This is a genomic window from Aminobacter ciceronei (genome assembly GCF_014138625.1).
In the GTDB taxonomy this organism is placed as follows: Bacteria; Pseudomonadota; Alphaproteobacteria; order Rhizobiales; family Rhizobiaceae; genus Aminobacter; species Aminobacter ciceronei.
In genome coordinates this window covers 1-24336 of the sequence record NZ_JACJHY010000055.1, presented here as the reverse complement: position 1 = coordinate 24336, position 24336 = coordinate 1, and the positions used below count along the sequence as shown (strand labels likewise).

Here is a 24336-nt window from a genome sequence, read left to right as displayed (position 1 = left end):
TGGGCAGCCAACTACAACCTGGCACGCCCACACTCGGCCCTTGGAGGCATCAGCCCGTTCCAAAGACTGAACAACCTTCTTGGAAACGACACTTAAGCCTCCTCGCCTGTGCATCCTCGTGGGCCTCGTGCGCCCGAGATAGATCGTAACGCTTGCCGATCTGAGCTGGAATCCTACCCTCGTTCATCGCTTCTAGCAGATCCGAGACATTCTTCCTGAACAGTTCTGGTGTCGCATTGTGAGCGAAAACGGAAGGGCGCGTGAGGAACAAGCATCCCTTCTTATTCAGCAGTTCCGGCTCAATAGCTGGTGCTGGGCCCGAAGCCATCCCAAAAACGATGACGGTCCCGAACACGTCCGCAATGTCCAGGGAATGCATGAACGTCGCCTGTCCAATCGAGTCGTATACGACGTTTGGCCGCTTGCCGCCCGTAAGATCGAGAAGGTGGTGCGGCCACCCGTCGACGGTATAATTGACGGCGTGATGGCAACCATTCTGCTCTGCCAAACGGCACTTTTCATCTGTGCTCGCGGTCCCCAACACCATGGCACCGAGTTTCCTTCCCCAGTGACACAGCAACGAACCGACTCCGCCGGCGGCTGCGTGAACTAGGATAACATCGCCAGCCCCCACCTTAACGGTCTTGCGAAGCAAGTACTGGGCTGTCAGTCCTTTGAACAGCACCGCTGCCAAAGCATGCGGGTCCATTTCATTTGGTATTTTTGCAAGCTTCTCCTGGGGTACGACCCGCTTGAGCGCATAGGCCCCTGGACCCGCGTTGATGTAGGCAACCGTATCGCCCACCGCAAAGTCGGTTACCGATGCCCCCATCGCTTCTATGACACCGACAGCTTCAAAGCCTAATCCAGAGGGCAGCGGGATGGGCGAAACACCACTGCGCTGCACGACATCGATGAAGTTGAACCCGATTGCGGCGTGCTTCACCAGCACGTCGCCACTACCCAACGGCGGCAAATCCACTGTCTCCCACCGCATGACCTGTGGTCCACCGGTCTCATAGATGCGTATGGCCTTGGTCGTAATCGTCATGACTCAGCAACATCCTTGCGAACTCCACGTCTCCAACCCTTCCGCACCGCGGAGAAGGTCGAGATGCGGTTCCTCATCCCTAGCTGGCGGAGTTTAGGTCGCCCCCCTTGGGAAAAGCATACGCAAGAAGAGAAACAAGTTTCGCCAATCCGATATCGGGCCAATAGCGGAGGCATCCAACGTAGATGAAGGAGACTGCCAGGTCTTTGGGGTCAAAACTCAGCGGGAAACGCAAACCTGTTGCGGGCGGGTCTGGGCGATCGGCATGCACTACCTGAACCAGGAGCCACCGGACCTACGAGTTCAGGTGAGACCGTGCCTGCTCTGCGATATCGATTCCCAATATACGGTTCCATGCTTGAAGAAGCTGTTGGAACAGGAGGCCGGGAGGGCTGGCCCCAATTTGCCGACCATTGATTGAAGCAACCGGTAACATGCAAAAGCTTGTACCCGTGATGAAAGCTTCATCGGCCCGCAGAACCTCGTTCAGTTGAATCTTTCTTTTTCGAACGGGTATCTGAAGCTGTTCCGCCAGCTCGAAAACGGTTGCTCGTGAGATTCCCAAAAGAACGTCTTCGTCCGGTGCCGTGACCAAAGCCCCTGATTGAACGACGAAGAAATTGGCCGCCGTCGTTTCTGTGACATTGCCGTCCAGATCGAGCATTAGCGGCATGGAGGCCGCGTCTATGCGTTTCACCTCGGCCTCAGCGATGCCAAACTGGAGCCGGCTCAGAGACTTGATACGCCTATCAATACACTGAGAAGGTATCGCGCGACTGGTGGGAGTAACAAGCGAGATGCCTTCTTGGTAACTCGGCGCATAGGAATGGAAATTCAGCCGTTCGGCTGCAATGACAAGCGTCCCCGGTCCGTTCGAGAACGGCGCATTTCTGTTGAGTGGTCCGCGCGTAACAATTGGGGTAATCCAGATTTCCTCATCGTCTTCAAGGACGGCGCTATTTCTGACAGCCAGCGCCTCGCAAATTTGCTCGAGTTCCCGCGCAGTGTGGGGGATCTCAATTTGGGCTGCCGCGAGAGATAGAAACAGACGTTCCACGTGCTCTCGATTTTTGTAGATCTTGTGCTTCACGGTGCGGGCACTGTCGAACACAGCGTCACCAAATCGAAAGCCGCGGTCGAGTAGGTGGATACTCGCCGCGCGCATCGGAACGATGGTTTCGCCGACATATCCAAATAGGTCTTTCATTAGCCCCCCTGGACTTGCCGAGGCAACCGCAGGGGATAGAGCAAATCCACCCGCGCCCGGCGACCTGCCACTGTTTTACTTTCCCACGTACCTAGACTTCAGGATGGAACCCATCGCTAGAGACGCAATACGCGCTGCTGTTAGGGCGGCCGTCCCGTTGATGTCACGACTGGGAGCGAACTCGACTAGTGCGAAGCTGCAGATACTCGCCTTCTCTGCCACAGCCATAAGTAGTTTCGCGACATGCCAATACAGCAGGCCACCCGGGGCAGGAACGAAGACCGCTGGCATGATCGAGGGATCCAAGGCATCGAGGTCGAGATTGACATGGACGTTCGCGCCCTTTGGAACCGCGCGCACAACATCGTCGATGCCATGATCGAAAATATGCTGGGCTGGAAAGAGGTCCGCTCCCCACTTTCTTGCGATATCAATTTCCTCAAAGCCTGCGGAACTAAGGCCACGCGCGCCGACCTGTACGATACCCTTGACCCAGGACATCTCCGATGCCCGACGCATAACGGAGGACAGTCCGTATCGCTCACCCCCCACGTGGTCCCGCCAATCGATATGCGCGTCGATTTGCAATACGTGGACCTCTTCTTTCGCTTTGAGTGAACCAAGCATCGGTATGGGTATGGAATCGTCACCGCCCAAGGCAAAGGGAACTGCGCCCGCGGCGATGATACGGTCGACGGTCGATTTGATTAATCCGCGGTTTTCCGCCGGCGTTGCTGGATGTGTCGCGAGATCACCGAGATCGACGACCCTGTCATCTCGGCCCACTAGTGGCCGCTCGCCAAGATCCCAGTCGAAGCGATCATTTGCGGAAGCCCACATTTTGATGCCTTCACGAAGCGCCTGCGGGGCCGCAAGGTTCGCCGCTCCATATTCAGGCGCACCGCCATATGGCGTAGCGCAGGGGGCACCGAATATCGCTATGTCGCAATCAAGGGCATCTGAGATTTTCGCTTGTCGCACCCCCATGAAGGTATCCAGATCCGTGGATCCTAGCATCGGCATGCTCGGAGGTGTCATGGCGCTCATAACCCCTCCCCCACTACACAAGTGCACGGCACTGGTCGGGGTTCCACCCGAACCGTACCTTGTCGCCGACAGCAATTGCTGCAGCCCTTCGATGGGTAAGCTTGATGGCGAGTTCGTCGGGCCCGCCAAATGGCACGATCAGACGCACGTGGTCGCCGAGGTAGATGATTTCCTTCACGCTTGCCGCGTAGTTGTTGGGGAGATCGACGGCTTCTGGACCGACGAGGATTGCCTCGGGTCGAACAGAAAGCTTGCGGCTTTCGCCGGCAATTGCCCCGTCCGCGCTCAGGGTCCGCACGGCGCTGCCATCTTTGAGCACGAGGAGACTTTCGCTGCCGCGGACTTCGCTGACCGTGCCTTCCAGGCGATTATTCTCGCCTATAAATTGCGCCACAAAGTCAGTCGTGGGGTTCTCGTAGATTTCCGAAGGCGCGGCAATCTGTTGGATCTTACCCTCATTGAAGACCGCAACGCGGTCCGACATGACGAGTGCTTCGGTCTGATCGTGTGTGACATAGACCACCGTGACACCGATGCGATCGTGAAGATGCTTGATTTCGAGCTGCATATGGTCACGCAGTTGCTTATCCAATGCACCAAGGGGCTCATCCATCAAGACGAGGCTTGGATCGAAGACAAGCGCTCGCGCGAGAGCGACGCGTTGCTGTTGCCCCCCGGACAGCTGACCTGGCCGACGGTCGACGAAGTTCGACAGCTTCACCATGTCGAGAGCCTGGAGAATGCGCGTCTGTTGCTCCGCGCGGGGCATGCCTCGCGCCTGAAGAGGAAACGCAAGGTTCTCCCCGACTGTCATATGCGGGAAGAGGGCATAGTTCTGGAAAACCATTCCAACGCCACGCTTGTAGGCTGGTATTCCGTTGATGGCCTTTCCGTCGAGAATGATCTCGCCGCTGGTGGGCTCCTCGAAGCCAGCCAGCATCATGAGTGTCGTGGTTTTGCCGGAGCCTGAAGGGCCGAGCAGGGTCAGAAACTCACCAGCCGACACGTTGAGGTTGAGATTTTTCACGACCATCGTGTTTACGTCATAGGCTTTGTAAACATTCACAAAGCGGACGAAGGGATCTGTTTTGACAGACATGTGCATACCTTAAACTAGAGTGTGCCAGCGAGACGGGCGTTACGGCGCCGAAGGACCTCGGTCACGACCAGAAGGCAAAGCGTTACAAGGAAGAGCAGCGTCGATGCTGCGATGACGACGGGACTGAGTTGCTCGTTTACTCCTGCCCAAAGGCGGCGTGGAATGGTTTGCTGATTGGGATAGGCGAGAAACAACGTGACGATGATCTCGTCCCACGAGGTAACAAAAGCGAACAGCGCACCAGAAGCCACACCAGGCCCGATGAGGGGCAATGACACCTTTCGAAAAACACGCCACGGCGATGCGCCGAGACTGAGGCCAGCGCGGGTGAGGTTTCTATCGTAGCCGGCCAAGGACGCAGTGACGGTGATCATTACAAAGGGTGTACCAAGCAGCGCGTGTGCAACAATCAGACCAGGGTAGGTTCCAATCAGCGACACGCGGGCGAAGAAGTAGACTGCTCCGGTCGCATAGACGACGACGGGTATGACGAGCGGGGAAAGCATCATCGCCTGTAGGCTTTGCTTGAACGGCAGGTCACCTCTTGCGATCCCCAGGCTTGCACTCGTTCCAAGCACTGTTGCCAGTATGCTAGCGCTCACCCCAATCACGACGCTGTTGAAGAACGCATTGCGCCACTCGATCCCTTTCACTGTGCTTCCAAAGATTTCTTGATACCAGCGAAGCGACAGGCCTGGCATGGGGTAGGAGAAATAGGGCTCTGCATTGAACGACAGAGGCACTGCCACCAGTAGTGGCACCATCAGAAAGAACAGTACGGCGATCGCAATCACGGCAACCAGCGTGGATGCAATTCGCTCTATGGCGGTCGTTGTCATCGATGGTCTCCTGTTACTTCGCTAGCGCCGAGGCGGAAAAACGTTTGAGGAGTAAGAGCGCAATAGCAACGATCAGGATGAGCACAATGCTGAGCGAGGATGCCAAGCCCCAGTTGAGGTCGCGATTGACGGCCATCGCGATAAAGTAGCTCAACATCTGGTCGCGAGGTCCGCCGACCAGCGCCGGCGTAACATAAAAGCCGAGGCACATGATGAAGACCAGCAGTGCACCAGCCGACAAACCAGGAAAGACCAGAGGCAGGTAGACCTTGAAGAACACACGTGCCGGCGAGGCGCCCAGGGACGCGGCTGCGCGGGTGTAAGTGGGAGGAATGCTCCGCATGACGGAGTAGAGCGGCAGGATCATGAATGGCAGACAGATGTGCACCATCGCGACCAGAACGCCAATTCGGTTATGGATCAATGCGATGGGCGTGTCGGACAGATGGAGCCACTGGATAAGGTCGTTCAACAGACCTTCGCCTTGCAGAAGGACAAGCCAGGCTGTCGTGCGTACGAGGATCGAAGTCCACAACGGAACGAGGACTAGAAACATGATCAAGCTGGCGCGGTTTGCAGGCTGCCGCTTGATGAAAAGCGCCAAGGGGAAACCGAGAATGACGGCAATCATTGTTACCGCCGCGCTCACACCGAAGGTTCGTAGGATAAGTGCCTGATAGATTCTGTGGTCCGGCGATACGCTTTCGATGGACCCGTCATCGCCTATGCGGAGATCGAGCGCTGTCAGAAGATAAATCGGGGTAATGGTCCACGTTCCGCGCTCGATCGCCTGCCAGTAGCGAGGCTCACCCCAGCGAGAGTCGATCGAAACGAGCCGCTCGCCAGCGTCTTTTGGCAGCGTTTGGGTCGGGGTTGTGGTCGTCTCGCTGGTTCCGAAAATCGAAAATCCGTCAGGGACATCGGTGTTTTCGGACGACACGTCCGGCTGAGTGATGGGCTCGCTCAGGTTAGTAATCGTCTTGGTGATGAGACCATGGAAACCAGCGATGTCATAGTTCAGTCTGCGTGCTGCTCCGATTACCGCAGTTCGGTTGTAGGTATTTTGGAGATCCTGGGTTAGCGCCTCCATGACGGGCTGTGGCGGCCTCCCCTCACCCGACCATTCTTTGATCGCCTCGGAAGTTAGCGGAAGACCGCGAGGGACTTCGGTATTGGCGACCGAGAATGTAAAGAATGCGAAGATCGGGATGACGAAAAAGACGAACGTGAAAGCGGCGAGCGGAGCAACCAGCGAGACTGAAATCAAGCGCTGATGCCTGCCGGCTTTCTGCAAAGATCGCTCGAGGCGGCGTTTGTCGAGCGTTGCGGCCCCGACATCATGTCCAATTTCAATAGTGCTCATAGCCAATTCCTGCTGGCAACCGGGGCTCTATGCCCAGTCAGCATGCCCATCCGCGCAAGTTCGTTCACAAGGGATGGACGCGACATCATCGACATCGCGTTCATCGCATGGTGTCAGATTCTAGTTGTGTGGCCTGAAGCCTCTACTCTTACTTCTGGAGCCAATTGGCGAGGCGGATAGCCAATTCAGCGTCGTTTTCAGTGTAGTAGTTGGCATCGAATGCAAACGCGTTCTTCGCGTTCGCCGGATTGGTCGGCAGATCTGCAATATCATCCGACTTGAGCAGGGGGATGGCCTTCTTCAGAACTGGTCCAAAGGGTGCGACGGACGAGATCTTTGCGGCGTTTTCCGGCTTGAGAATGTATTCGAGGAACTTGGTCGACTTCTCTTTGTCCGGAGAGCCCTTTGGCATCATGAACCAGTCGTAGTCGAGGCCGGCACCGTCCCAAACGATTTGAAGGTTTTTACCTTCCTTCTGGGCGGCGACGATGCGGTTGCCCCAAGCTGTGCTCATTACGACTTCACCGTCGGCGAGAAGCTGCGCAGGTTGAGAACCGGATTCCCACCATACAATCTGGTCTTTGATGCTATCCCACTTCTTGAAGACGCGATCCAAGCCCTCCGGCGTACGAAGGACCTTGTAGAGGTCGGCGGGCTTCACCCCGTCCGCCAGAAGGGCTAGCTCAAGGAAGTAGGTCTGGTGCCGGCGTACGGCTCGCTTGCCGGGAAACTTCCCCAGGTCGAAGAAGTCTGCGATGCTTTCCGGTTTTGCACCGCCCTTAAGCTTATCTGCATTGTAAGCGATGTTCGTCGAGAAGGTCGAGTATGCGACCGCGCACTCGTTCCACCCACCGGGCAGATACTGGTCGGCAGTTCCGACGAGGGCCGGATCGAGGCGTTCCAGGATGCCATCGTCGCAGCCACGCTTGATGAGCGCGCTTTCTCCACGCACAAGCGACCACTTGTAGCTGTTCGTGGAAACCTGCGTGGCGATTGTCGCCATATCACCCTGCCAGACATCATCGACGACAGCGATACCGGTGGCCTTGGTGAACGGCTCGAAAAATGCAGCCCGGTCCGCGGCTTGCGACGCACCGCCCCATTCGGCGATCGTAATGCTGTCTTGAGCTTTAGCCGCCATGGCCGAGAGGGACAAAGCGGAAACAGCCAGGATGCCAATGAGGGATTTGGTAAGATTTGTCATGTTCGCCCTTTCATTTTTTTTTGTTTATTTGCGAACCATCGGCAACCAAACGCGATAATTCAATCGGCCATTATCGAACCTTTGTTCGGCAGTAGCGGGGTCGCATAGGGGTTTGACAAAGCATCTGCATCTTCAAATCATGGGGAGCGTATAGGAGGGAGCGAGCTGTGTGCGTCGATGGCGAATTGACCGTCCGATGGCTTCATCCAGATCGCGCTCTTGCTAGTATTCCTTCAGCAGCAGAGTGAAGACATGTCGAAGCTGAGACAGTTGAGCGACGTTGATCTGAGACTTCTCAGAGTGTTTGTCGTAATCGTTGACCAGGGAAGTTTTGCCGGGGCACAGGGGCAATTGAACATCTCCCAGTCGGTTCTGAGCGAGAACCTTAAGTCACTCGAAATCCGCCTTGGAATTCGCTTGTGCGAACGCGGCCCCGGAGGATTTCGTGTTCTTCCAGAGGGACAGCAGGTCTACAAATCCGCGAAGCGGCTCTTTGCGGCAGTGGAAGAGTTCAAGACCGACCTTTCGGACGTGGGCGAGGGATTGGCGGGCGATCTGTCGCTGGCGATTGAAGATGATGTCATGACGAATCCGGATTGCCGCATCCCGCTTGCAATCGGCACATTTCTTCGCGATCACGGACGACGTGTCAGGCTTAAGATCGAAGTCATGGCCGGCTTCCAGGTGCTATCGAGGGTCGCGGACGGCTCCGCCCATGTGGGAGTAACCGTTGCAGTCGATCGAACAAAGACACGGGGCCTCGATTCCTACGCGCTGTTTATGGAAACGCTACGGCTTTGCTGTGGTAGAGGCCACGAACTGTTTTCGGTTCCAACGCCCAAGATCGAGGCCGAGCAGTTGCTCCAGTTTCAGTATTCGAGTCGCGGGCATCTCGAACCTGACAATTTCCTTGGCGCACTCGCCACTGGCTACGAGGGCGATATCGGCCTGGGCGCTCAAGCCCAGCTTGCCCTGGTCCTTTCAGGCAGGAACATCGGTTACATTCCCGAGCACGTCGCGGCACCCTACGTCACATCAGGCGAAATGCGATACATTGGTCAGGAGGAACAGGCTCGGCGCACCAATGGCGTTGTCGCGGTCACGCGCACGAAGAACCAGGACGTGAAAATGATCGATTTGTTCGTCCGTCAGCTGGCGAAAAGTCATGGAATAGCGGCGAAGGGAAGCCCCAAGAAAACTGCGAACTAAAGTTCGTGGCTTTCTGATAGGCTTGAAGAAGAGCTTCATCCTAGGATTTGGGGTACCAAACCAAAGGATGGGTTCCATGCCTAACGAAAACAGCACCGCAAAACCCGTCGACTCGCTCGTCGTCGCCCGCTTCTCCGGCATCTCAACTTTCATGCGACTGCCGTACGTGCCCGATGGGCATGGTGTCGAAATTGGTGTCGTCGGCGTTCCGTTTGACTTCCCGACAAACCGTGGAGGCACGCGCCACGGCCCTTCGCAAGTCCGCGAAATGTCGCGGCTCATTCGCAGATACCCCTCCAGTGGCGGCGAGTCACCGTTCGACCAATGCGCTGTTGCCGACATGGGCGACGCACCCTTCAATCCACTCAATCCACAAAGCGCCGTTGAGGATACCTCGGCCTTCTTTGCCGAACTTGCCGGCCGTGGGATCACGCCGGTTGCCTGTGGTGGCGACCATGCCGTGAGCTATTTCGTGCTGCGCGGCATCGTTCGTGACGGGCCGATCGGCTTCGTGCAGTTCGATGCCCATCCTGACACGAGCGAAGAACTCTATGGCGATCGCTATAACCACGGGACGCTTCTGACGCGTGGTGTCCAGGAAGGACTGATCGACCCGAAGCGCACCGTGAGCATCGGACTTCGCGGTACGCGCTTTAGCCGGCAGGACCGCGACTTCAACGTCGAACACGGCATGCGTGTCATCGACTTTGACGAATTCGAAAAACTTGGCCGCGATGGCGTTATCGCCGAAATCCGCCGCGTGGTGGGCGACGGCCCTTGCTACATTACCTTTGACATCGATGCACTCGATAGCGCGTTCGTCCCTGGAACTGGGTCGCCGGAACCCGGCGGCCTGACGATGCGTGACGCACAGGTAGTCCTGCGCGGCCTTGCCGGCTTAAACGTCGTCGGTGCCGACATGTGCGAAGTATCACCTCCCCTGGACCCCCAGGGAATCACCGCGCTCAACGGCGCAAATCTTCTGTTCGAGCTGCTTTGCATCACTGCGCCGGCCGTAAGCCGTCGCAGATCGAAGTGAGCTAACGAAGTCTTCAAATAAAAAGAGGGTAACGAAATGTCTGGCCAAGCGAATGTCCGCCCAGCGATGGGCGGATCGCAGGATCTTTTTTATTCGGCAGCTACTACCAAGGGTATGCCGACAATGGTACGCGGCGAGAATATCTACGTCTACGATGATACCGATCGTCAGTACATCGACGTTGTCTCTGGCGCGATGACGGCTTCGCTTGGCCAAGGCAATAGGCGCGTTTTGCAGGCGATGTATGATCAAGGTGTCAAACACACTTTCTCTTACGTTCGCACTACCCGGCACCTTCCCAACTTGGCGCTGACCGAAAAGATCGCGTCCTTGGCGGGGCCAGGCTTTGAGCGTGTGCACCTGTCGTCAGGTGGCTCGGAAGCCGTCGAACAAGGCATCAAGTTTCTTCGCCAATATGCATACGCCAAGGGTCTGAAGCAGAAGACAAAGGTGATCACGCTGATGCCGTCCTATCACGGTGGCACCTTGGCGACGATCGGCTGGACTGGTGACGAGGATGCAGCGGCGGTTTGGGGGCCGATGGCAATTTTCGGGGACAAGATCCCCGCGCCACTGACCTACCGTCCTCCCTTCGGTAACACAGCAGAAGAGGGAGCACGCGGCACCGCAGCCGCACTCGAGGCCAAGATCCTCGAGCTCGGCCCTGAAAATGTTCTCGCATTCATGATGGAGCCTGTCGGCGGCCAGTCGACCGGTGCGAATGTGCCTCACCGCTCGTTCTTTACCGAAGTCAGGAACATCTGCAGCAAGTACGGAGTTTATCTCGTCTTCGACGAGATCGTCAGCGCCTGCCGGACTGGCTCCTTCCTCGCCGCCCACCATTACCCCGACTGCAAGCCTGACATTGTCATCACCGCCAAGGGATTGGGGGCCGCCTACACGCCAATCGGCGCAGTTCTCGCACCTGCGTCGATGGTGGACGAACTCGCAAGTTTGACGGGCTTCAACCTTTCTCACACATATAATGCAAACCCGATCACCTGCGCGGGTGCATTTGCTGTCCTTTCCGAAATGACTGACCGCAATCTGATTTCCAATGCCGGCCCGCTTGGTGATCTTTTGCGCACGCGACTCAATGAAATAAAGGAACTCTCGCCCATCGTCGGCGACGTTCGCGGCCATGGCCTGATGATGGCCATTGAATATGTTCGCAACAAAGAGACCAAAGAGGTCTTTTCCGGCGATCTGTTTGCAAGCGACCGTATTCGTCAGATTGGCGTGGACAACGGGCTGTTGCTTTATTCCCGCCGTCAGAACGGTGGTCGCTACGGCGAATGGTCGGTCGTTTGCCCGCCTCTTATCATCACGGCAGACCAGATCGAGGAACTCGTCAACCGTCTCAAGAAGACCCTCTCTACCTATGTGGACGAGCTGACCCGCTCAGGGGTTCTGTGATGCTGTACGAAGATTACCAGCTCCTTCTGTTCGAGCGTCGCGACAATGGTGTCCTCGCAATGACCATCAATCGACCCGAAAAACTCAACGCTGCGAACAACGTGCTCCACCACGAACTCGCGCAGGTATGGCTGACGGTCAAGAACGACCCGACCGTCCGCGTGATCGTGATTACCGGTGCTGGACGGGCGTTCTGCGTCGGTGGCGATCTCCATGAGGAGATCGACAAGCTTGGCAAGATCGAGCCTATTATTTCGATGGGCGAAGGCGCCCTCGACATCGTCTACAACATGATCCACTTGGACAAGCCGATCATTTCGGCAATCAACGGTCCTGCGGCCGGCGCTGGCCTAGCCGTTGCCTTGACCGCGGACATCTCGATCATTGCCGAAGACGCTCGTATCACCGATGCACACGTCAACATCGGTGTTGCTTCGGGTGATCACGCGGTCATGATGTGGCCTCTCTTCTGCGGCCTGCCGAAGGCAAAGCTGTACTTGCTGACTGCCGACCTCCTCGATGGTCGCGAAGCCGAGAGGATCGGCCTCGTTTCGATGTGCAAACCGCTGGGCGAATTGCTTCCGACGGCTTTCGCACTGGCCGATCGCCTCGGCAAGAAACCACCGCGGGCGGTGCAATGGACGAAGCGTTGCCTTAATCACTGGCTCCGACAGGCTGCTCCGATCCTCGATCTTTCTGTTGCATACGAAGGTCTGAACTTCATGGAGCCGGACGCGCGCGAAGGCTTGGAAGCCTTCCTGAACAAGCGTGCTCCCCAATTCCCGTCAAATCGGTAATTTGCCATGCACATCGCTCATCTTGTTCATCGTTCGGCCCAGCGCTTTCCAGATCGGCCGCTGTGGCTCAGCCCAACCCAGGCGATCTCCTATCGTGACGGCGCAATCCGCCTTAACAAACTTGCCAATGCTTTTTTGAGCTTGGGCAAGCAGGGTGACCGCGTCGCCATCCTTTCGAGCAACCGCTTCGAGGCCTACGAGGCATATCTCGCAGCGATGAATGCCGGAATGGCAGCTGTGCCGCTCAACCCGAAGAGCCATGCATCTGATCATCTCTTCGCCCTCAGTGATTCCGGCGCGCATTTTGTCGTCTTCAGCCCGGAATACGCAGAGACGCTAGCGTCAATCAGACCGGAATTGCACGGCGGCGAGTATTGGATCGAGATCGATGGTGGTTTTGACAGCGAGCTATCCTACGAGAATTTTTTGTCGAGAGGATCCGCGGAGCTCCCGCAGGTTCAAATCGAACCGGATTCCCTTGCATGGCTCTTTTACACCTCCGGCACGACAGGCAAGTCGAAGGGTGCCATGGAAACCCATCGCAATCTTTTGACGATGGTCCAACAGTTTCGTCAGACGCTCCTTGCCGACACTAACGAGTTCGACGTTATGCTCCATCTCGCGCCTATCGCGCACGGAACGGCCAGTGTCGGCCTGGCACACTTGGCAGCGGGCGCGGCACAGACCTTCCCGCTGACCCCAAGCTTCGATGCAGAGAAGGTGTTCGAACTCATTCAGGAGCTTAAGGTCAGTGGAAGCTTCCTGGCGCCGACGATGGTCCAGATGCTGCTACAGTCAAAGGCAGCCGATCGATATGACCTGTCGAGCCTGAAAAACATCATCTATGGCGGCGGCCCGATGTATGTCGAAGTTCTGAAGAAGGCCGTCCAGACCTTTGGACCGGTCTTCAGCCAGATCTACGGTCAAGGTGAAGCGCCAATGACTTGCACGGGCCTTCACAAGTCCGAGCACCGCCTTGACGATCCCGTTGCGTACTCCCGATTGGGATCGGCGGGACGCGAGATGCCCGGGGTGATGGTGCGGATAGTCGATGCCGATGGCAATCCGGCACCAACGGGAACGCCAGGAGAGGTCACGGTACGGTCGGACCTGGTCATGCCGAGTTACTGGAATCGTCCGAACGCGACGGCGGAAGCCCTAAAGAACGGCTGGTTACACACTGGTGATGTCGGTTACCTCGACGAGTTCGGCTACCTTTTTATCACCGACCGGATCAAGGACATGATTATATCCGGCGGGGCAAACATCTACCCGCGAGAGGTTGAAGAGGTTCTTCTCCAGCATCCGGCTGTCGCTGAGGTTTGCGTCATCGGAGTCCCAGACGAACAGTGGGGCGAATCCGTCAAAGCGGTGGTCGTTCTTCAGGAAGATCAATCTGCCTCGTCTGAGGAACTCATCAACTTCGCACGCGAGCGCATTGCGTCTTACAAGAAGCCAAAATCGGTGGATTTCGTAGCTTCGCTGCCGAAGAGCGCATTCGGCAAAGTGCTCAAAAGAGAATTGCGGCAGCCATATTGGGCCGCAGAGACACGCGCGGTCTAGGCAGAACAGACCGCATCACAAACGAAGACAGGATGGATCAAATGAGCGACGCTGTAGCTTCGGCGGCAACGATGAATGCTGTGGTTCTGACAGGCCATGGAGGCATCGACAAGCTGGTTTGGAAGACGGTTCCAGTCCCCGTAGTCGGCGACGACGAGGTGCTGATCAAGGTGTCAGCCTGTGGTGTCAACAATACCGACATAAACACCCGAACCGGTTGGTACTCGCCCAACGTAAAAACGGCGCTTACGGCCGAAATCGGATTAAACGGCGTTGAGGCGGAAGAACTGCGGACCTGGAATCGGGAGACGTTGGCATTTCCCCGGATTCAGGGAGCGGATGCGGTCGGTGTGATCACGGCTGTAGGAAAGAACGTCGATCCGATGCGGGTCGGGAAGCGGGTGATGGTCGACCCGTGTATCCGCGACGCTTCGCTGCCGAAGTACTCGCAGGGTGTGATCTATTTCGGCAGTGAGGCCGACGGTGGATACGCCGAATACACCAAGATCGTCTCGGAAAATGCGTGGGCAGTAGAGTCCGCCCTTAGCGATGTTGAACTTGCAAGCTTTGCCTGCTCCTACTCGACCGGTGAGGAGATGCTGGTCAGGATAGATCTGCAGGCGGGTGAGACTGTTCTGGTGACGGGAGCCTCGGGCGGGGTCGGTTCTGCGAACGTGCAACTTGCCAAGCGACGCGGCGCGAGGGTGATTGCCGTGGCGGGGCGCAGCAAGGAGGCCGCCATCCGAGCTCTCGGTGCTGACGAATTCATTCCTCGCGAATGCGAGAATCTCGGCGAGGAAATCGAAAAACTTGTTGGCTGGCGCGGCCTCGATGCAGTTGCCGATGTCACCGGAGGCTCTCCGGTACTTCACATGCTTCGGTCCCTTCGCCGTGCGGGCCGCTATGTCTCGGCTGGGGCAATCGCCGGGCCTAGCCCCGAAATCGATCTGCGCGACCTGATCTATAAGGACCTCCAGATGTGGGGTGTCGGAAACCCGCAGCGCTCTACGTTCGCGTCGCTAGTCGGCTACATCGAACGTGGTGAAATCAAGCCTGTCGTCGCCAAGACGTTTCTGCTGAAGGCCCTTGGCGAGGCCCATACGGAATTCGTTTCCAAATCGCATGTCGGCAAAATTGTTATCACGATCTAGAGGCGTTCGCCGTGGCAGATCTAGTTATCAATCGAGATCGGCTTCTCGAGCGTCATCGCCTAATGGCCTCATTTGGGGACACGGGTAACGGCGGTGTCATTCGACCTGCCCTGAGCGACGAAGAGACGGCAGCCCGTTCGGCCATTCTCGACCTTGCGCGCGAACGTGGCTTCATCTGCAGCGTCGATCCTATCGGAAACCTTTTCATCCGCAGAAATGGTGAACAGGGAAATCAAGCACCGCTGCGCATCGGCTCCCACCTCGACAGCCAAATTCCTGGCGGGAATTTCGACGGCGTGTACGGTGTAATTGCCGCGTTCGAGGTCTTAGAAACACTTGAGGATCGTGCCATTTCGACAAGCGTTCCAGTGGAAGTCGTGATCTGGAACAACGAGGAAGGTGCACGATTTTCGCCAACGACGATGGGCTCTGGCGTTCATGCTGGTGCACTTCCGCTGGACCAGGCTCTTGCCGCGCGCGACACGAACGGCAAAAGGGTCGACGAAGAACTAGCAAGAAGCCTAGAAAAACTCGGACAACTTTTCCGGATCGGACTTGGAACCGAGAGCTCGGGTTACATCGAGGCGCATATCGAGCAGGGACCGGTCCTTGAAGCGTCCAACACACCAATTGGTGTTGTCACTGGTATTCAAGGGATCATCCAGCTCCAGGTCACTGTGAGCGGCGAGGAAGCCCACGCCGGGACCACGCCGAGATCGCGGCGGCGCGATGCACTGTTCACCGCTCTCGATCTTATCGCAGATCTGCGGGCCCTGACGACCGATCCAGACGACGAGGTCCGCTTTACGGTCGGACGGCTAAGCGTGCTACCTGGTGCACCGAACACCGTTCCATCAAATGTCGTTTTCACCATCGATCTACGGCATCCGTCCGAGAAAATTCTCGAAACGATCCACGCGCAGATCATCGAGGTCGCAGCTACTTTCCGCACGTCTTGCCATATAGACGCGGTCACGACGCTCGCTTCTCCCCCTGTATGTTTTGATGCGGACATCAGGTCCTTGATCGAAACAAGCGCCACTTCGCTGCACCTTAAGAGCGCTGCGATCGCCTCGGGAGCGACCCACGACGCGAAGTTCATGGGACCACTCTGCCCAACGGGTATGATCTTCATTCCCTGCCGCGATGGGATTAGCCACAACGAAAAGGAGTGGGCCGAGTTCGAACATATGGTCGCTGGTGCAGATGTACTTCTTCGGGCGGTGTCGAAGTGGGCCTCTCCGGACATCGCCAACTGACAACACTGCCCTCTTTCTCGATGCGGCGCGGCACCGCATCGATCATCGGCTACCTTCCGTCACAGAACGATTGTGTACTTGATTTGCAGGAGCCCTTGGCAATGCTCGGCATCGAACGCGCACCATATTGGCGATCTTAATGCTGTTGGCCTCGGATCCTAAGATCGCGAACCAGTTCGTGATAGGTCGGAGGCCGAAATCCTAGTTGGCTCGCGACAGCCGTCACGCCCGCGGCCGTGGCAGGTATGGCGGTCTCGACAAGGCGATCGGTCAACGAGGCAATCGATCCAAGATGTGGACTGATCGAACCAAAAATTGGATCGAATTGGCGCGTGGCGAGAAATGCCCTCGCGAACGCGTCAGTTCCATTCGCAGCCTCAATCGTCCTCGTCGAGAGGCCCGCCGCGTTTCAGCAGATGTCGAGCGTCTGCCTTGCCGGCACGCGCGACAGTCACCGTGTATCGCTGATCTGCAGTAAGTAGCTGCTGAGGCTGTCCGATGGCGGCCTCAAGGAACGCCTCAAGATTCTGCCGGACCTCATCAACTGTCCATGGAGTTCCTGCCGGGTGAATTTGAGCGTCAATTTTGGCCATCATATCAATCCTTGCCGACTCTTCCGTTAACGAATCGATTTTATGGTTTCCGAATCGTTCACCAGCCGGCTCCATCACATGATCTTGCTTGACACGAACATTGTATCCGAAACTACCCGGAAGAGCCCACACCCCAGTGTCGTCGCCTGGCTGGATACACAGCCGGAAAGAGGGCTAGCTCTCCCGTTCAGCGCACTTGTTGAGATCCAAAAAGGCATCTCCGACTTGATGCTCAAGAACCTGCAGAAAGCCAGAGCACTCCAACGGTGGTTGGATGATCTGCTCGCTTCTGACATCAATTTTCTACCTATGGATACTCGGACAGCGCTAATTTTGGGCCGCATGTATGCAACTCCACAGTTGCGCGATCTGTGGACCGCTTCTGCTTACACGTCGAAGCCGAAAATGAGACAAGACCTGATGATCGCGGCAACGGCAATTGCGTACCAGATTCGGCTTGCGACTAGAAACACGGCCGATTTCGAGCGGATCAATGATCTGTTTCCATTGCCCGGGATTGTGAATCCTTTCGATTGCGAGTGGCCTGGTGCGTCAAAACCAGAATTCGTCCCGCCTGAGCAGTTTCGACCCAGCCTGATGCTCAACTAGGCTAAGACCCCTGCTATGAATCGGCAGGCTTTCAAAAAACCGATCGAAATTTCTAAGATCTGAGCAAGTTGAGCTGCCTTGGTCACTTGTCGTTAAGATCTTAGCGCTAGAAGCCGCCTCCCCGACACCAAGTTGGACTCATAGGACCGGACGCAATGTTCACGAAGCGCATATCGATAGGGCAGCCGGATGGTTGCGGGCACTTGATCTAGCCATCGGTATTTCATGCCGAGGCAAGGACTCGGCACGCAATTGTCCCTCCCCATAACATTGGAAGGACATGCGCTATGAACAAATCGCGACTTCTCGTTGAATACCTCCTCGACCGCCGCGCAGGCGTGCTCACCAACTATTCGGTTCCCAAGCAGACCACCTATCTCACGCTTCCGTCGACCGCTCGGCAGCGCGAGGGCGGCGATGGCTCCGAGGACTGCGCAATAACGCGGTTTCGGCTCGTAATGGCCAGCAGGATGAAGGCGGGACTTTCACTCCGCCTGCTCCTTCCAGCGGCCTGATCACGCCTCCACGTAATTCTTCTGGTTCGTACCGTTCCTGGGCCCCCGTCGAGGAGTTCGATCGGGTCATCACCGCGGCCAGCCGCGGCGAGAGGCGCGTGCGTGAAGTTTTGCTCGGCCGAAAGGACCTGAAGGAGCTTCGCGATCAGTGGCCCAAGGTTTCGTACCTGGACCGCAGGGGAACCAAGCGTACCCACGTCTTTGACTACTGCGCTCGGTACGCCTCGGGCCTTGTGGAAGCCTTCGCCGTGAGACCTGGCGACAGGGTGGACTACGTGCCGCGGTCAGGAGCTCCTTCGCTGCGTGAGACCCTGCGGCTGATCGAGGATCAGGGAAGCGCTTGGAAGTACGTCCACCGGATCAAGATCGTAACGGAAGAGGAGGTTTCGGATGACGATGCTTACAACGCCGGCTGGCTGCGTCGCGCACGCAAGTATCGCGTCGACGAGGACGTGGCAGAAGCCAAGCAGGCACCGATCGCTCGGCCCTCGCTTCAGATTTTACGACCTGGTCCGCGGTGCCGCAGTCGAGTGGCGGCGCACTCACGCGGTTTGGACGCTGATCGACGAGGGAACCCTCGTCGCCGAAAGCCCAGAGGCCATTCTCGACCGAACTTGGCTGCTCGTCACCCAAAGCATGAAGGAAGCTGCGTGATGTCCCTGAATCTTGTGCCCAGTGTGACTGGCTACGTTCCCAATTGGCGCCTCGCCCCTGATGCGATGTACCGGATCGACGGCTTCGACTATCGGCTTCTGGAATCTGACGGCAAGGCTCACAGCTTCCAGGCCACGGCGAAGCCGTATCAGGCCATCTCCCTCAGCCAGCCGGATTTCGTAAGCAAGCACGAGTCCGGGGCTATCGAGATCGAGCCCCATTTCCTGTCTCGTCAAAAGAGCTATCTGCGCTCGCTCAACAAAGACTTCCGGGTTCGTGACCTCGCTCCACGAGAGCAGGAACGAGTGCTTTTCGCCTACCTTCTCTGCCAAGGGTACGAGCTGATGCTGGGCGAGAAGCAGCGTGGAGTGCGCTCCGAAAAGGTCAATCTCGGCAAAGCCTGCCTTTCCTGGCTTCTTCCGAAGGTACAGGCCGAACTCGTTGCGGCTCACAACGAAAATGCCAGAAAAGGCGATGACCTTCGGTTTTCCAAGAAACTGCCGTCGAGCCGACAGTTTGTTCGCGACTGGCGCAAATACGAGGTCTGTCGCACACCTGCTGCGTTCGCACGCCTTTACAGGGGGTCGTCGACGCGTCGCAAGAACGCCAACCCCGTAGAATTGCATATCCGTCGCCGGATTCAGGCTGCCTACGCGTGTCCGAAACGCCCTACTGAAGCGGCATTGCTGAAGCGTTACGTCGGAATTCTTCACCGTCTCAATCGGGGCCTCAAAGCTCAAGGCCAGCCGTTGCTGACGGCTGTGTCCCGCAAGACGTTCTCGAAAGGCATCGCTGAACTCGATCCCTTCCATGTGACGATGATGCGCGAGGACAAGAAGGCGGCCTTGGCGCGTTTTGGCACAGGCTCTGGAGGCTTTGGCCAGTTTAGGCCGCTTGAACGTGTCGAGTTCGACGAATGGCTCATCGACCTCCAGACGCTGCTGGTGAATCTCGCCATTTGGAAGGACATGACTCCAAAGGAGCGAATGGCTGTAACGCGCACCAGGCTGTGGGTGACCGTGGCGATGGACACGGCAACCCGCTGTGTCCTGGCCTTCAAAATCCATGCCAAAGACCCCTGTGCCGATACGGCCATTGAAGTCCTTGAGCTCGCACTCACTGACAAGTCAAGGATCGCCGATTACGTCGGGGCTGCCTGCTCGTATCCCTATTCGGGTGAGATCAATACCATTCTCCCCGACAACGGCTCAGCCTTCCGGAGCACCGCCTTTCTCACAGCGGCAAATGACGCGGGTGCTGAACTGTTGCTGCCTCAGGCAGGCACCCCCCAGGCCAGAGCGCATCTCGAGCGGTCATTCCGCACGTTCTCAAATCAGGCGCTCCATTGGTTCAGCGGCCGGACCTTTTCCAACGTTCTGGAAAAGGGGAACGCCAATCCTGAGAAAGCGGCAACGGTCTGCGCCGACCAGTTTGCCAAGGGCTTCTATCGCTACATGATCGATCAGTATCATCATACTCCGCATAGCGGGTTGGGTGGAGAGACTCCCCATGACGCGTGGATGCGGCTGACTGCCAAGTACCCGATCAGACCCGGGCCTAGCCGTGACAACATGCGGCGGACCTTCGGCCTCGAGTTCAAACGGAAGGTCAATAGCCATGGGATTCCCTTCCTGGCGCTCCCATACAACTCGCGCCAGTTGCAGGGTCATGTTGGAGAGACGGTGCTCTTCCGCGTAAACCGATACGACCTCACCAAGATTACATTTTGGGACGGCCGCCACTGGATCGATGTCGATTCGGAGCTGCCGGTGCCGGACAATCTGACCGTCTACGAATTGGAGTATGCCAAACGTGAGTTTGACGCGCGCTTCGCTGGCAACAAGGAGATGCATCTCGACTTTGTCGCAGACGCTGCAGCAGCGTTGCGTGAAATCGGGCACGCCTCCGACGTAGCAGCCGGCATCAGCGTACTCGCGGATCGGTCCTCCGAGCGTGACCGTTTGAACCGCCTTGACCGCGAACGCTTTGGTTTTCGCATGAAGAAACTGAACGTCACGCCGGCAGAACCGCGCCGCCTTTTGGATCTCACAAGGGCATCCGATGCCGACGGTGAGATCTTTGAACTTCCCGCCGCTTACAGGGACTCGCCGGTCCTCACCCAACCAGACCGGTACGATTTCAAGGACGACGTGAAAGGAAAAGATCAGGCCGCCGAACCGGAGTTCGACGAGGTCCAATCTGCCAGCCACGACGACGATGTCGAGATTGATTTTGAATAGGAGTGCATGATGCAGGAGAAGAACCTCCACCCCAACGACCCTGCTACCGGAAATGCCTTGGCCCGGTTGCGTGCACGCATGTCGCCGCAGTCCCTGTTTCGCGCAGATCGGATCGCGAAGATCAATGAAGGCTACGTGAAAGGCCCAAACGATAAAGCCCTGGATGAAGCCGTCGACCAAATGTTGGACGACCAGGCGGCATTCCATGCCAGCACGGGATACGCAAAAGCGGAGGCCGACAGGATTCGTGCGCTGTTTGTGATCGGTGAATCCGGTTCCGGGAAATCGACCGCGATCAGGAGGCTTTTCGCGCTGAAGGAACAATTGCAGCCTTACGTCGACGACTATGGCCAGAACGTGCAGTTGGCATATTCGTTCAAGGCCCCCAAGCCCACGACGGCCAAGCTCGTCGCAAAAACTGGTCTTCGCACCATCGGCTATCCGATCGAACGCGACGATCAGGCCAACGTCATGTGGGATCTCTTCCGCGAGCAGCTGAAGGAACGTGAGGTTTTATGGCTGCACGTTGATGAGATGCAGCACGTTGTGAAGGGCAGCAACCACGCAACGGTTCAGGACACCGCCGATGTCGTGAAGAACCTGCTGCAGCTGGAAGATTGGCCATTGAATGCCATCTTCTCGGGCGTTCCGGGCTTGGCAGCGTTTCTCGAACACGAAGACGGACAGCTTAAGAACCGCTGTAAGATCCTTCGTTTCGAGCCGCTGCGGCAAGGTCAGGATACGCGCTTCGTCCAACGGATGGTCGAAGGGATCATTGTCAGGCATGCCGAGATGAAACCGCTTGAAGCGTTGTTGTCTGAAGAGTTTGCCAATCGGCTTCTTCATGCGGCCAGCGGCGCATTCGGTACATCGATCCAGATTACCAGGAGTGCAATCTTTGGAGCACTCCGCGCAGGCCGCGAGGAAGTCCACCCCGAGGACTTCGAATTGGCATACGCGCAGTCCTCCGGATGCCGGCCGGGCGAGAACGTCTTTGCGGTGGCCAATTGGCGGTCCATCAATCCATCGCGAGCGCTGCACGATCTCGTCGCCAAGTACCAAGAGAGCGAGAAGGAAGCCCTCAAAGCACGAAGCAGGAGGGGTTGATGGCCACGCTTACTCGAACCGTATCACTGAACCCCGGAGAGACTCCGGGAAGCTTCGCAGCACGGCTAGCGGCAGCGAACTCGGTGAGCGTGCGTACCTTTGCACGTCATATGGAATTTCGTCTTCAAGCGCTCGATAGCGGCGAACCGAATGATCTGGCGGTCCTCTCAGAACTTTCTGGTGTTTCGGATGCAGCCCTCGAGGCGACCGCAATTTCGTGTCGCGAGGACGGCTTGTGGCTCGGGTCCGCAAAGCTGAGCCTTCGGAATCTGTCGAGAAACAGGCCTCGGGTTTGTCCGCAATGCCTCCTGAACGACCTCGAGTGCGGTCCGGAAGCAAGACCGGTCACACGACCCTGGTTTAGGGTGACCTGGGTTGTGCCGTTTGTCCTAACTTGCCCAACTCACCGCTGCATGCTGGTAGAACCCAATACGTTGGAGTCCAGCTCTGGAATCCAAGATTGCTTGCGTCGAAATCCGCTTTGGATCGCGGAGACGGCTCAGCTAGTCGTCCCTGCTCCAGCTTCACCTCTTGAGGACTGGTTGGCTGATCGGCTTTCGGGGCGCGAGACTGAAGTTGGGTTCCTTGATCAATTGCCGCTGTACCTCGCTGCCAGACTGGCGGAGGTGACTGGGGCCTGCATTCTCTTTGGCAAACAAGTCGTGTTGGGAGGACTATCGCTGGAGGATCGGCTCAACGCTGGAACCGCGGGATTCGCTGTAGCCCAAGCTTGTCTTGGCGAATTCCTGGCCGAGTTTTACTCCGAATGGGTGACGTCGAACACCAAAGGAGCGAAAGGAGTGGGTGGGACCTTCATGAAGTGGCTCCAGGATAGTCGAAAAAACCCAGACTACGAATTCCTTCGCGGATGGGTACGCGATCAGGCCGTCGAGTATCTACCCCTTGGGCCCGGAGACGAGTTCCTTGGCAAGGTCAGCCATCGTCGGTTGCATTCGGTGTATACGGCTGCCGACGAATACCAAGTGCACCCTAAGCGCCTGAGAAAGCTTCTGCGTCAAGCTAACATCATCGGGCCGGAAACTGACGGCCTACATGACTCCCGTGCCATCTTTCGGGTCGAGGCTGTTCACGATCTCATCACCGCTTCGATCAATGGCGAACAGGGTCGCGAGTATCTGGGCATGAACCGGGTGCAATGGGAACAGGTCCGCAAAGCCAACTTGCTGGAAACGCTTTTCGGAGAGAGTGATGAAACCCAAACGGCGTACTCGAAAGCTGGACTGGATCGCTTTCTTGAAAGCGTCAGCTACCAGAGTGGGGATGTCGAAGGACTCGTTCCCATTGCTCGCGCCCTAAAATTGGCCGGCTGCGGGTACGTCGACGTGATCGTGCTTCTGCAGCAGCGGTCGCTCGAACGGGTATCCACGGATCCTTCAAAGCGCGGCTTCTCAGCCATTCTTGTGGCTGCGGACGAGGTGAAGCAAAAAGTTGCAAAGCCCGCACTCCCCGGGCTCACGGCCAAGCAAGTTGCCAAACAAATGGGCTTGGTCATCAACGCAGTATACGCCCTCACCGCGCACGGAGACCTCCCATCGGAACGCATGCAGTCATATGGTGGCACACGCGAAGCGCGCTTCGTTCGACAAGAGGCTGTACTTGCATTCCTGAGAGAGTACATGCCGCTATCCGAACTTGCAGCATACCTTGGCGTTCAACGGAGCCATCATGCATGTCGGCTGATGGACGAGGCAGGTGTCGCTCCTGTCTTCACTTCGGAGACACGGCGCGCCGTGATCTACAGACGGTCGGAAGTCTACGCCGGCCTGCAAGCTCAAGCGCCAACTTGAGACCTGACCGCACGTAATCTTTTATCCCACCTTCGACCCCGCCTTTCCGGCGGGGTCTTTTTTTGTCCTGAAGCAACCGGGGTCGCCGTAGAGACAGACCTTAGGTCACATCGGGGACAAAGAAAGTCGCATCCACACTGAAAACACCAATGAAATCAATAGGCATTTGAAATCTAGAGACAAACCTAAGGTGCCTCTACAAGTGGGCGGACACCCAAAGTTGTGTGCCTGAAAGCCAATGTTGTGTTCCTGGAGCGGCGAAACGGCCGCTCCTCGATGAGAAGTAAGGGAAGCAGCGAAGAGTGCGCAGCTTGAGGATGCACGGAGAGCTGCCTCTTGGGCGGCCACCCAAAGTTGAAAATACCCTGACGCGTAACCGTATCTTGCTCAGCGTCAAGATAGATGGCTCATCCGACACTCAAAGTTGGCTCGCCTAGATCGATAAGGGAAAAGCCCGGACATATAGATGTCCGGGCTCAGACTGCTGACAAACCCCTGGCGAGAGTTGGGGGTTTGTGATTCAGTGGGTGATGTTGAAGCGAGCCGGCCCTGAACAAACCGCACTT

General features: G+C 57.1%; 21 protein-coding genes and 1 pseudogene. 14 read left to right on the top strand and 8 right to left on the bottom strand.

Features of this window, described 5'->3' with window-relative positions; genetic code table 11:
* Positions 1 to 49 precede the first annotated feature (49 nt).
* The 7 genes from HNQ95_RS31445 to HNQ95_RS31415 form a co-directional block, all read right to left on the bottom strand.
* Positions 50 to 1051, bottom strand: coding sequence for a quinone oxidoreductase family protein (locus tag HNQ95_RS31445; RefSeq protein ID WP_182585853.1), 1002 nt, complete (start codon positions 1049 to 1051; stop codon positions 50 to 52).
* Positions 1052 to 1346: 295 nt separating this feature from the next.
* Entirely contained in the window at positions 1347 to 2258 is a 912-nt protein-coding gene (locus HNQ95_RS31440) for an aminotransferase class IV (RefSeq protein ID WP_182576089.1), read from the bottom strand.
* A 75-nt stretch (positions 2259 to 2333) separates the two neighbouring features.
* Positions 2334 to 3305 (bottom strand): arginase family protein, encoded by a 972-nt coding sequence (locus HNQ95_RS31435; RefSeq protein WP_182576088.1) that lies wholly within the window; start codon positions 3303 to 3305, stop codon positions 2334 to 2336.
* 13 nt (positions 3306 to 3318) lie between these two features.
* A complete protein-coding gene (locus tag HNQ95_RS31430; RefSeq protein ID WP_182576087.1) occupies positions 3319 to 4404 on the bottom strand; it encodes an ABC transporter ATP-binding protein in 1086 nt (361 codons plus the stop codon).
* Positions 4405 to 4418: 14 nt separating this feature from the next.
* Positions 4419 to 5243: an ABC transporter permease gene (locus tag HNQ95_RS31425; protein ID WP_182576086.1), complete on the bottom strand. Its 825-nt coding sequence runs from the start codon at positions 5241 to 5243 to the stop codon at positions 4419 to 4421.
* A 13-nt stretch (positions 5244 to 5256) separates the two neighbouring features.
* The gene (locus HNQ95_RS31420) at positions 5257 to 6606 is read right to left on the bottom strand and encodes an ABC transporter permease (protein ID WP_182576085.1); all 1350 of its coding nucleotides are present in this window, start codon (positions 6604 to 6606) and stop codon (positions 5257 to 5259) included.
* A 148-nt stretch (positions 6607 to 6754) separates the two neighbouring features.
* On the bottom strand, positions 6755 to 7810 hold the full coding sequence (locus HNQ95_RS31415) for an ABC transporter substrate-binding protein (RefSeq protein ID WP_182576084.1): 1056 nt from the start codon (positions 7808 to 7810) through the stop codon (positions 6755 to 6757).
* A gap of 252 nt (positions 7811 to 8062) precedes the next feature.
* On the opposite strand from HNQ95_RS31415, the gene HNQ95_RS31410 reads away from it, so the two are divergent.
* The 7 genes from HNQ95_RS31410 (at position 8063) to HNQ95_RS31380 (ending at position 16244) form a co-directional block, all read left to right on the top strand.
* Positions 8063 to 9019, top strand: a complete 957-nt coding sequence (locus HNQ95_RS31410; RefSeq protein ID WP_182576083.1) for a LysR family transcriptional regulator — start codon at positions 8063 to 8065, stop codon at positions 9017 to 9019.
* A 76-nt stretch (positions 9020 to 9095) separates the two neighbouring features.
* Positions 9096 to 10058 carry an agmatinase gene (locus HNQ95_RS31405; RefSeq protein WP_182576082.1) on the top strand — a complete coding sequence of 321 codons (963 nt, stop codon included), beginning with the start codon at positions 9096 to 9098 and terminating at the stop codon, positions 10056 to 10058.
* A gap of 66 nt (positions 10059 to 10124) precedes the next feature.
* Positions 10125 to 11474 (top strand): aminotransferase family protein, encoded by a 1350-nt coding sequence (locus HNQ95_RS31400; protein WP_182585852.1) that lies wholly within the window; start codon positions 10125 to 10127, stop codon positions 11472 to 11474.
* A complete protein-coding gene (locus HNQ95_RS31395) occupies positions 11474 to 12271 on the top strand; it encodes an enoyl-CoA hydratase/isomerase family protein (RefSeq protein WP_182576080.1) in 798 nt (265 codons plus the stop codon). The genes HNQ95_RS31400 and HNQ95_RS31395 overlap by 1 nt, the downstream gene beginning before the upstream one ends.
* A 6-nt stretch (positions 12272 to 12277) precedes the next feature.
* A complete protein-coding gene (locus HNQ95_RS31390; RefSeq protein ID WP_182576079.1) occupies positions 12278 to 13834 on the top strand; it encodes an acyl-CoA synthetase in 1557 nt (518 codons plus the stop codon).
* A 41-nt stretch (positions 13835 to 13875) separates the two neighbouring features.
* On the top strand, positions 13876 to 14985 hold the full coding sequence (locus HNQ95_RS31385) for an alcohol dehydrogenase family protein (RefSeq protein WP_246341072.1): 1110 nt from the start codon (positions 13876 to 13878) through the stop codon (positions 14983 to 14985).
* An 11-nt stretch (positions 14986 to 14996) separates the two neighbouring features.
* Positions 14997 to 16244 carry a M20 family metallo-hydrolase gene (locus HNQ95_RS31380; protein ID WP_182576077.1) on the top strand — a complete coding sequence of 416 codons (1248 nt, stop codon included), beginning with the start codon at positions 14997 to 14999 and terminating at the stop codon, positions 16242 to 16244.
* Between the two features lie 377 nt (positions 16245 to 16621).
* Here the strand turns inward: HNQ95_RS31380 and HNQ95_RS31375 are convergent, their stop codons facing one another.
* Entirely contained in the window at positions 16622 to 16912 is a 291-nt protein-coding gene (locus HNQ95_RS31375) for a hypothetical protein (protein WP_182576076.1), read from the bottom strand.
* Between the two features lie 3 nt (positions 16913 to 16915).
* Here HNQ95_RS31375 and HNQ95_RS31370 point away from each other — a divergent pair, with 3 nt between their 5' ends.
* The 7 genes and pseudogenes from HNQ95_RS31370 (at position 16916) to HNQ95_RS31345 (ending at position 23770) form a co-directional block, all read left to right on the top strand.
* Positions 16916 to 17446, top strand: coding sequence for a type II toxin-antitoxin system VapC family toxin (locus HNQ95_RS31370; RefSeq protein WP_182576075.1), 531 nt, complete (start codon positions 16916 to 16918; stop codon positions 17444 to 17446).
* 287 nt (positions 17447 to 17733) lie between these two features.
* Entirely contained in the window at positions 17734 to 17961 is a 228-nt protein-coding gene (locus tag HNQ95_RS31365) for a hypothetical protein (RefSeq protein ID WP_182576074.1), read from the top strand.
* Between the two features lie 390 nt (positions 17962 to 18351).
* Entirely contained in the window at positions 18352 to 18615 is a 264-nt protein-coding gene (locus HNQ95_RS31360; protein ID WP_182576073.1) for a hypothetical protein, read from the top strand.
* Positions 18615 to 20855 (top strand): TnsB C-terminal domain-containing protein, encoded by a 2241-nt coding sequence (locus HNQ95_RS31355; protein ID WP_182576072.1) that lies wholly within the window; start codon positions 18615 to 18617, stop codon positions 20853 to 20855. Before HNQ95_RS31360 ends, HNQ95_RS31355 begins: the two co-directional genes overlap by 1 nt.
* Positions 20856 to 20864: 9 nt before the next feature.
* Positions 20865 to 21962 carry an ATP-binding protein gene (locus HNQ95_RS31350; RefSeq protein WP_182585851.1) on the top strand — a complete coding sequence of 366 codons (1098 nt, stop codon included), beginning with the start codon at positions 20865 to 20867 and terminating at the stop codon, positions 21960 to 21962.
* Positions 21962 to 22369: pseudogene (locus HNQ95_RS34260) on the top strand (TniQ family protein); the annotation flags it as partial. The gene HNQ95_RS31350 and the pseudogene HNQ95_RS34260, both read left to right, overlap by 1 nt.
* Before the next feature lie 135 nt (positions 22370 to 22504).
* Positions 22505 to 23770: a hypothetical protein gene (locus HNQ95_RS31345; protein ID WP_246341071.1), complete on the top strand. Its 1266-nt coding sequence runs from the start codon at positions 22505 to 22507 to the stop codon at positions 23768 to 23770.
* The last annotated feature ends 566 nt before the right edge of the window (positions 23771 to 24336 follow it).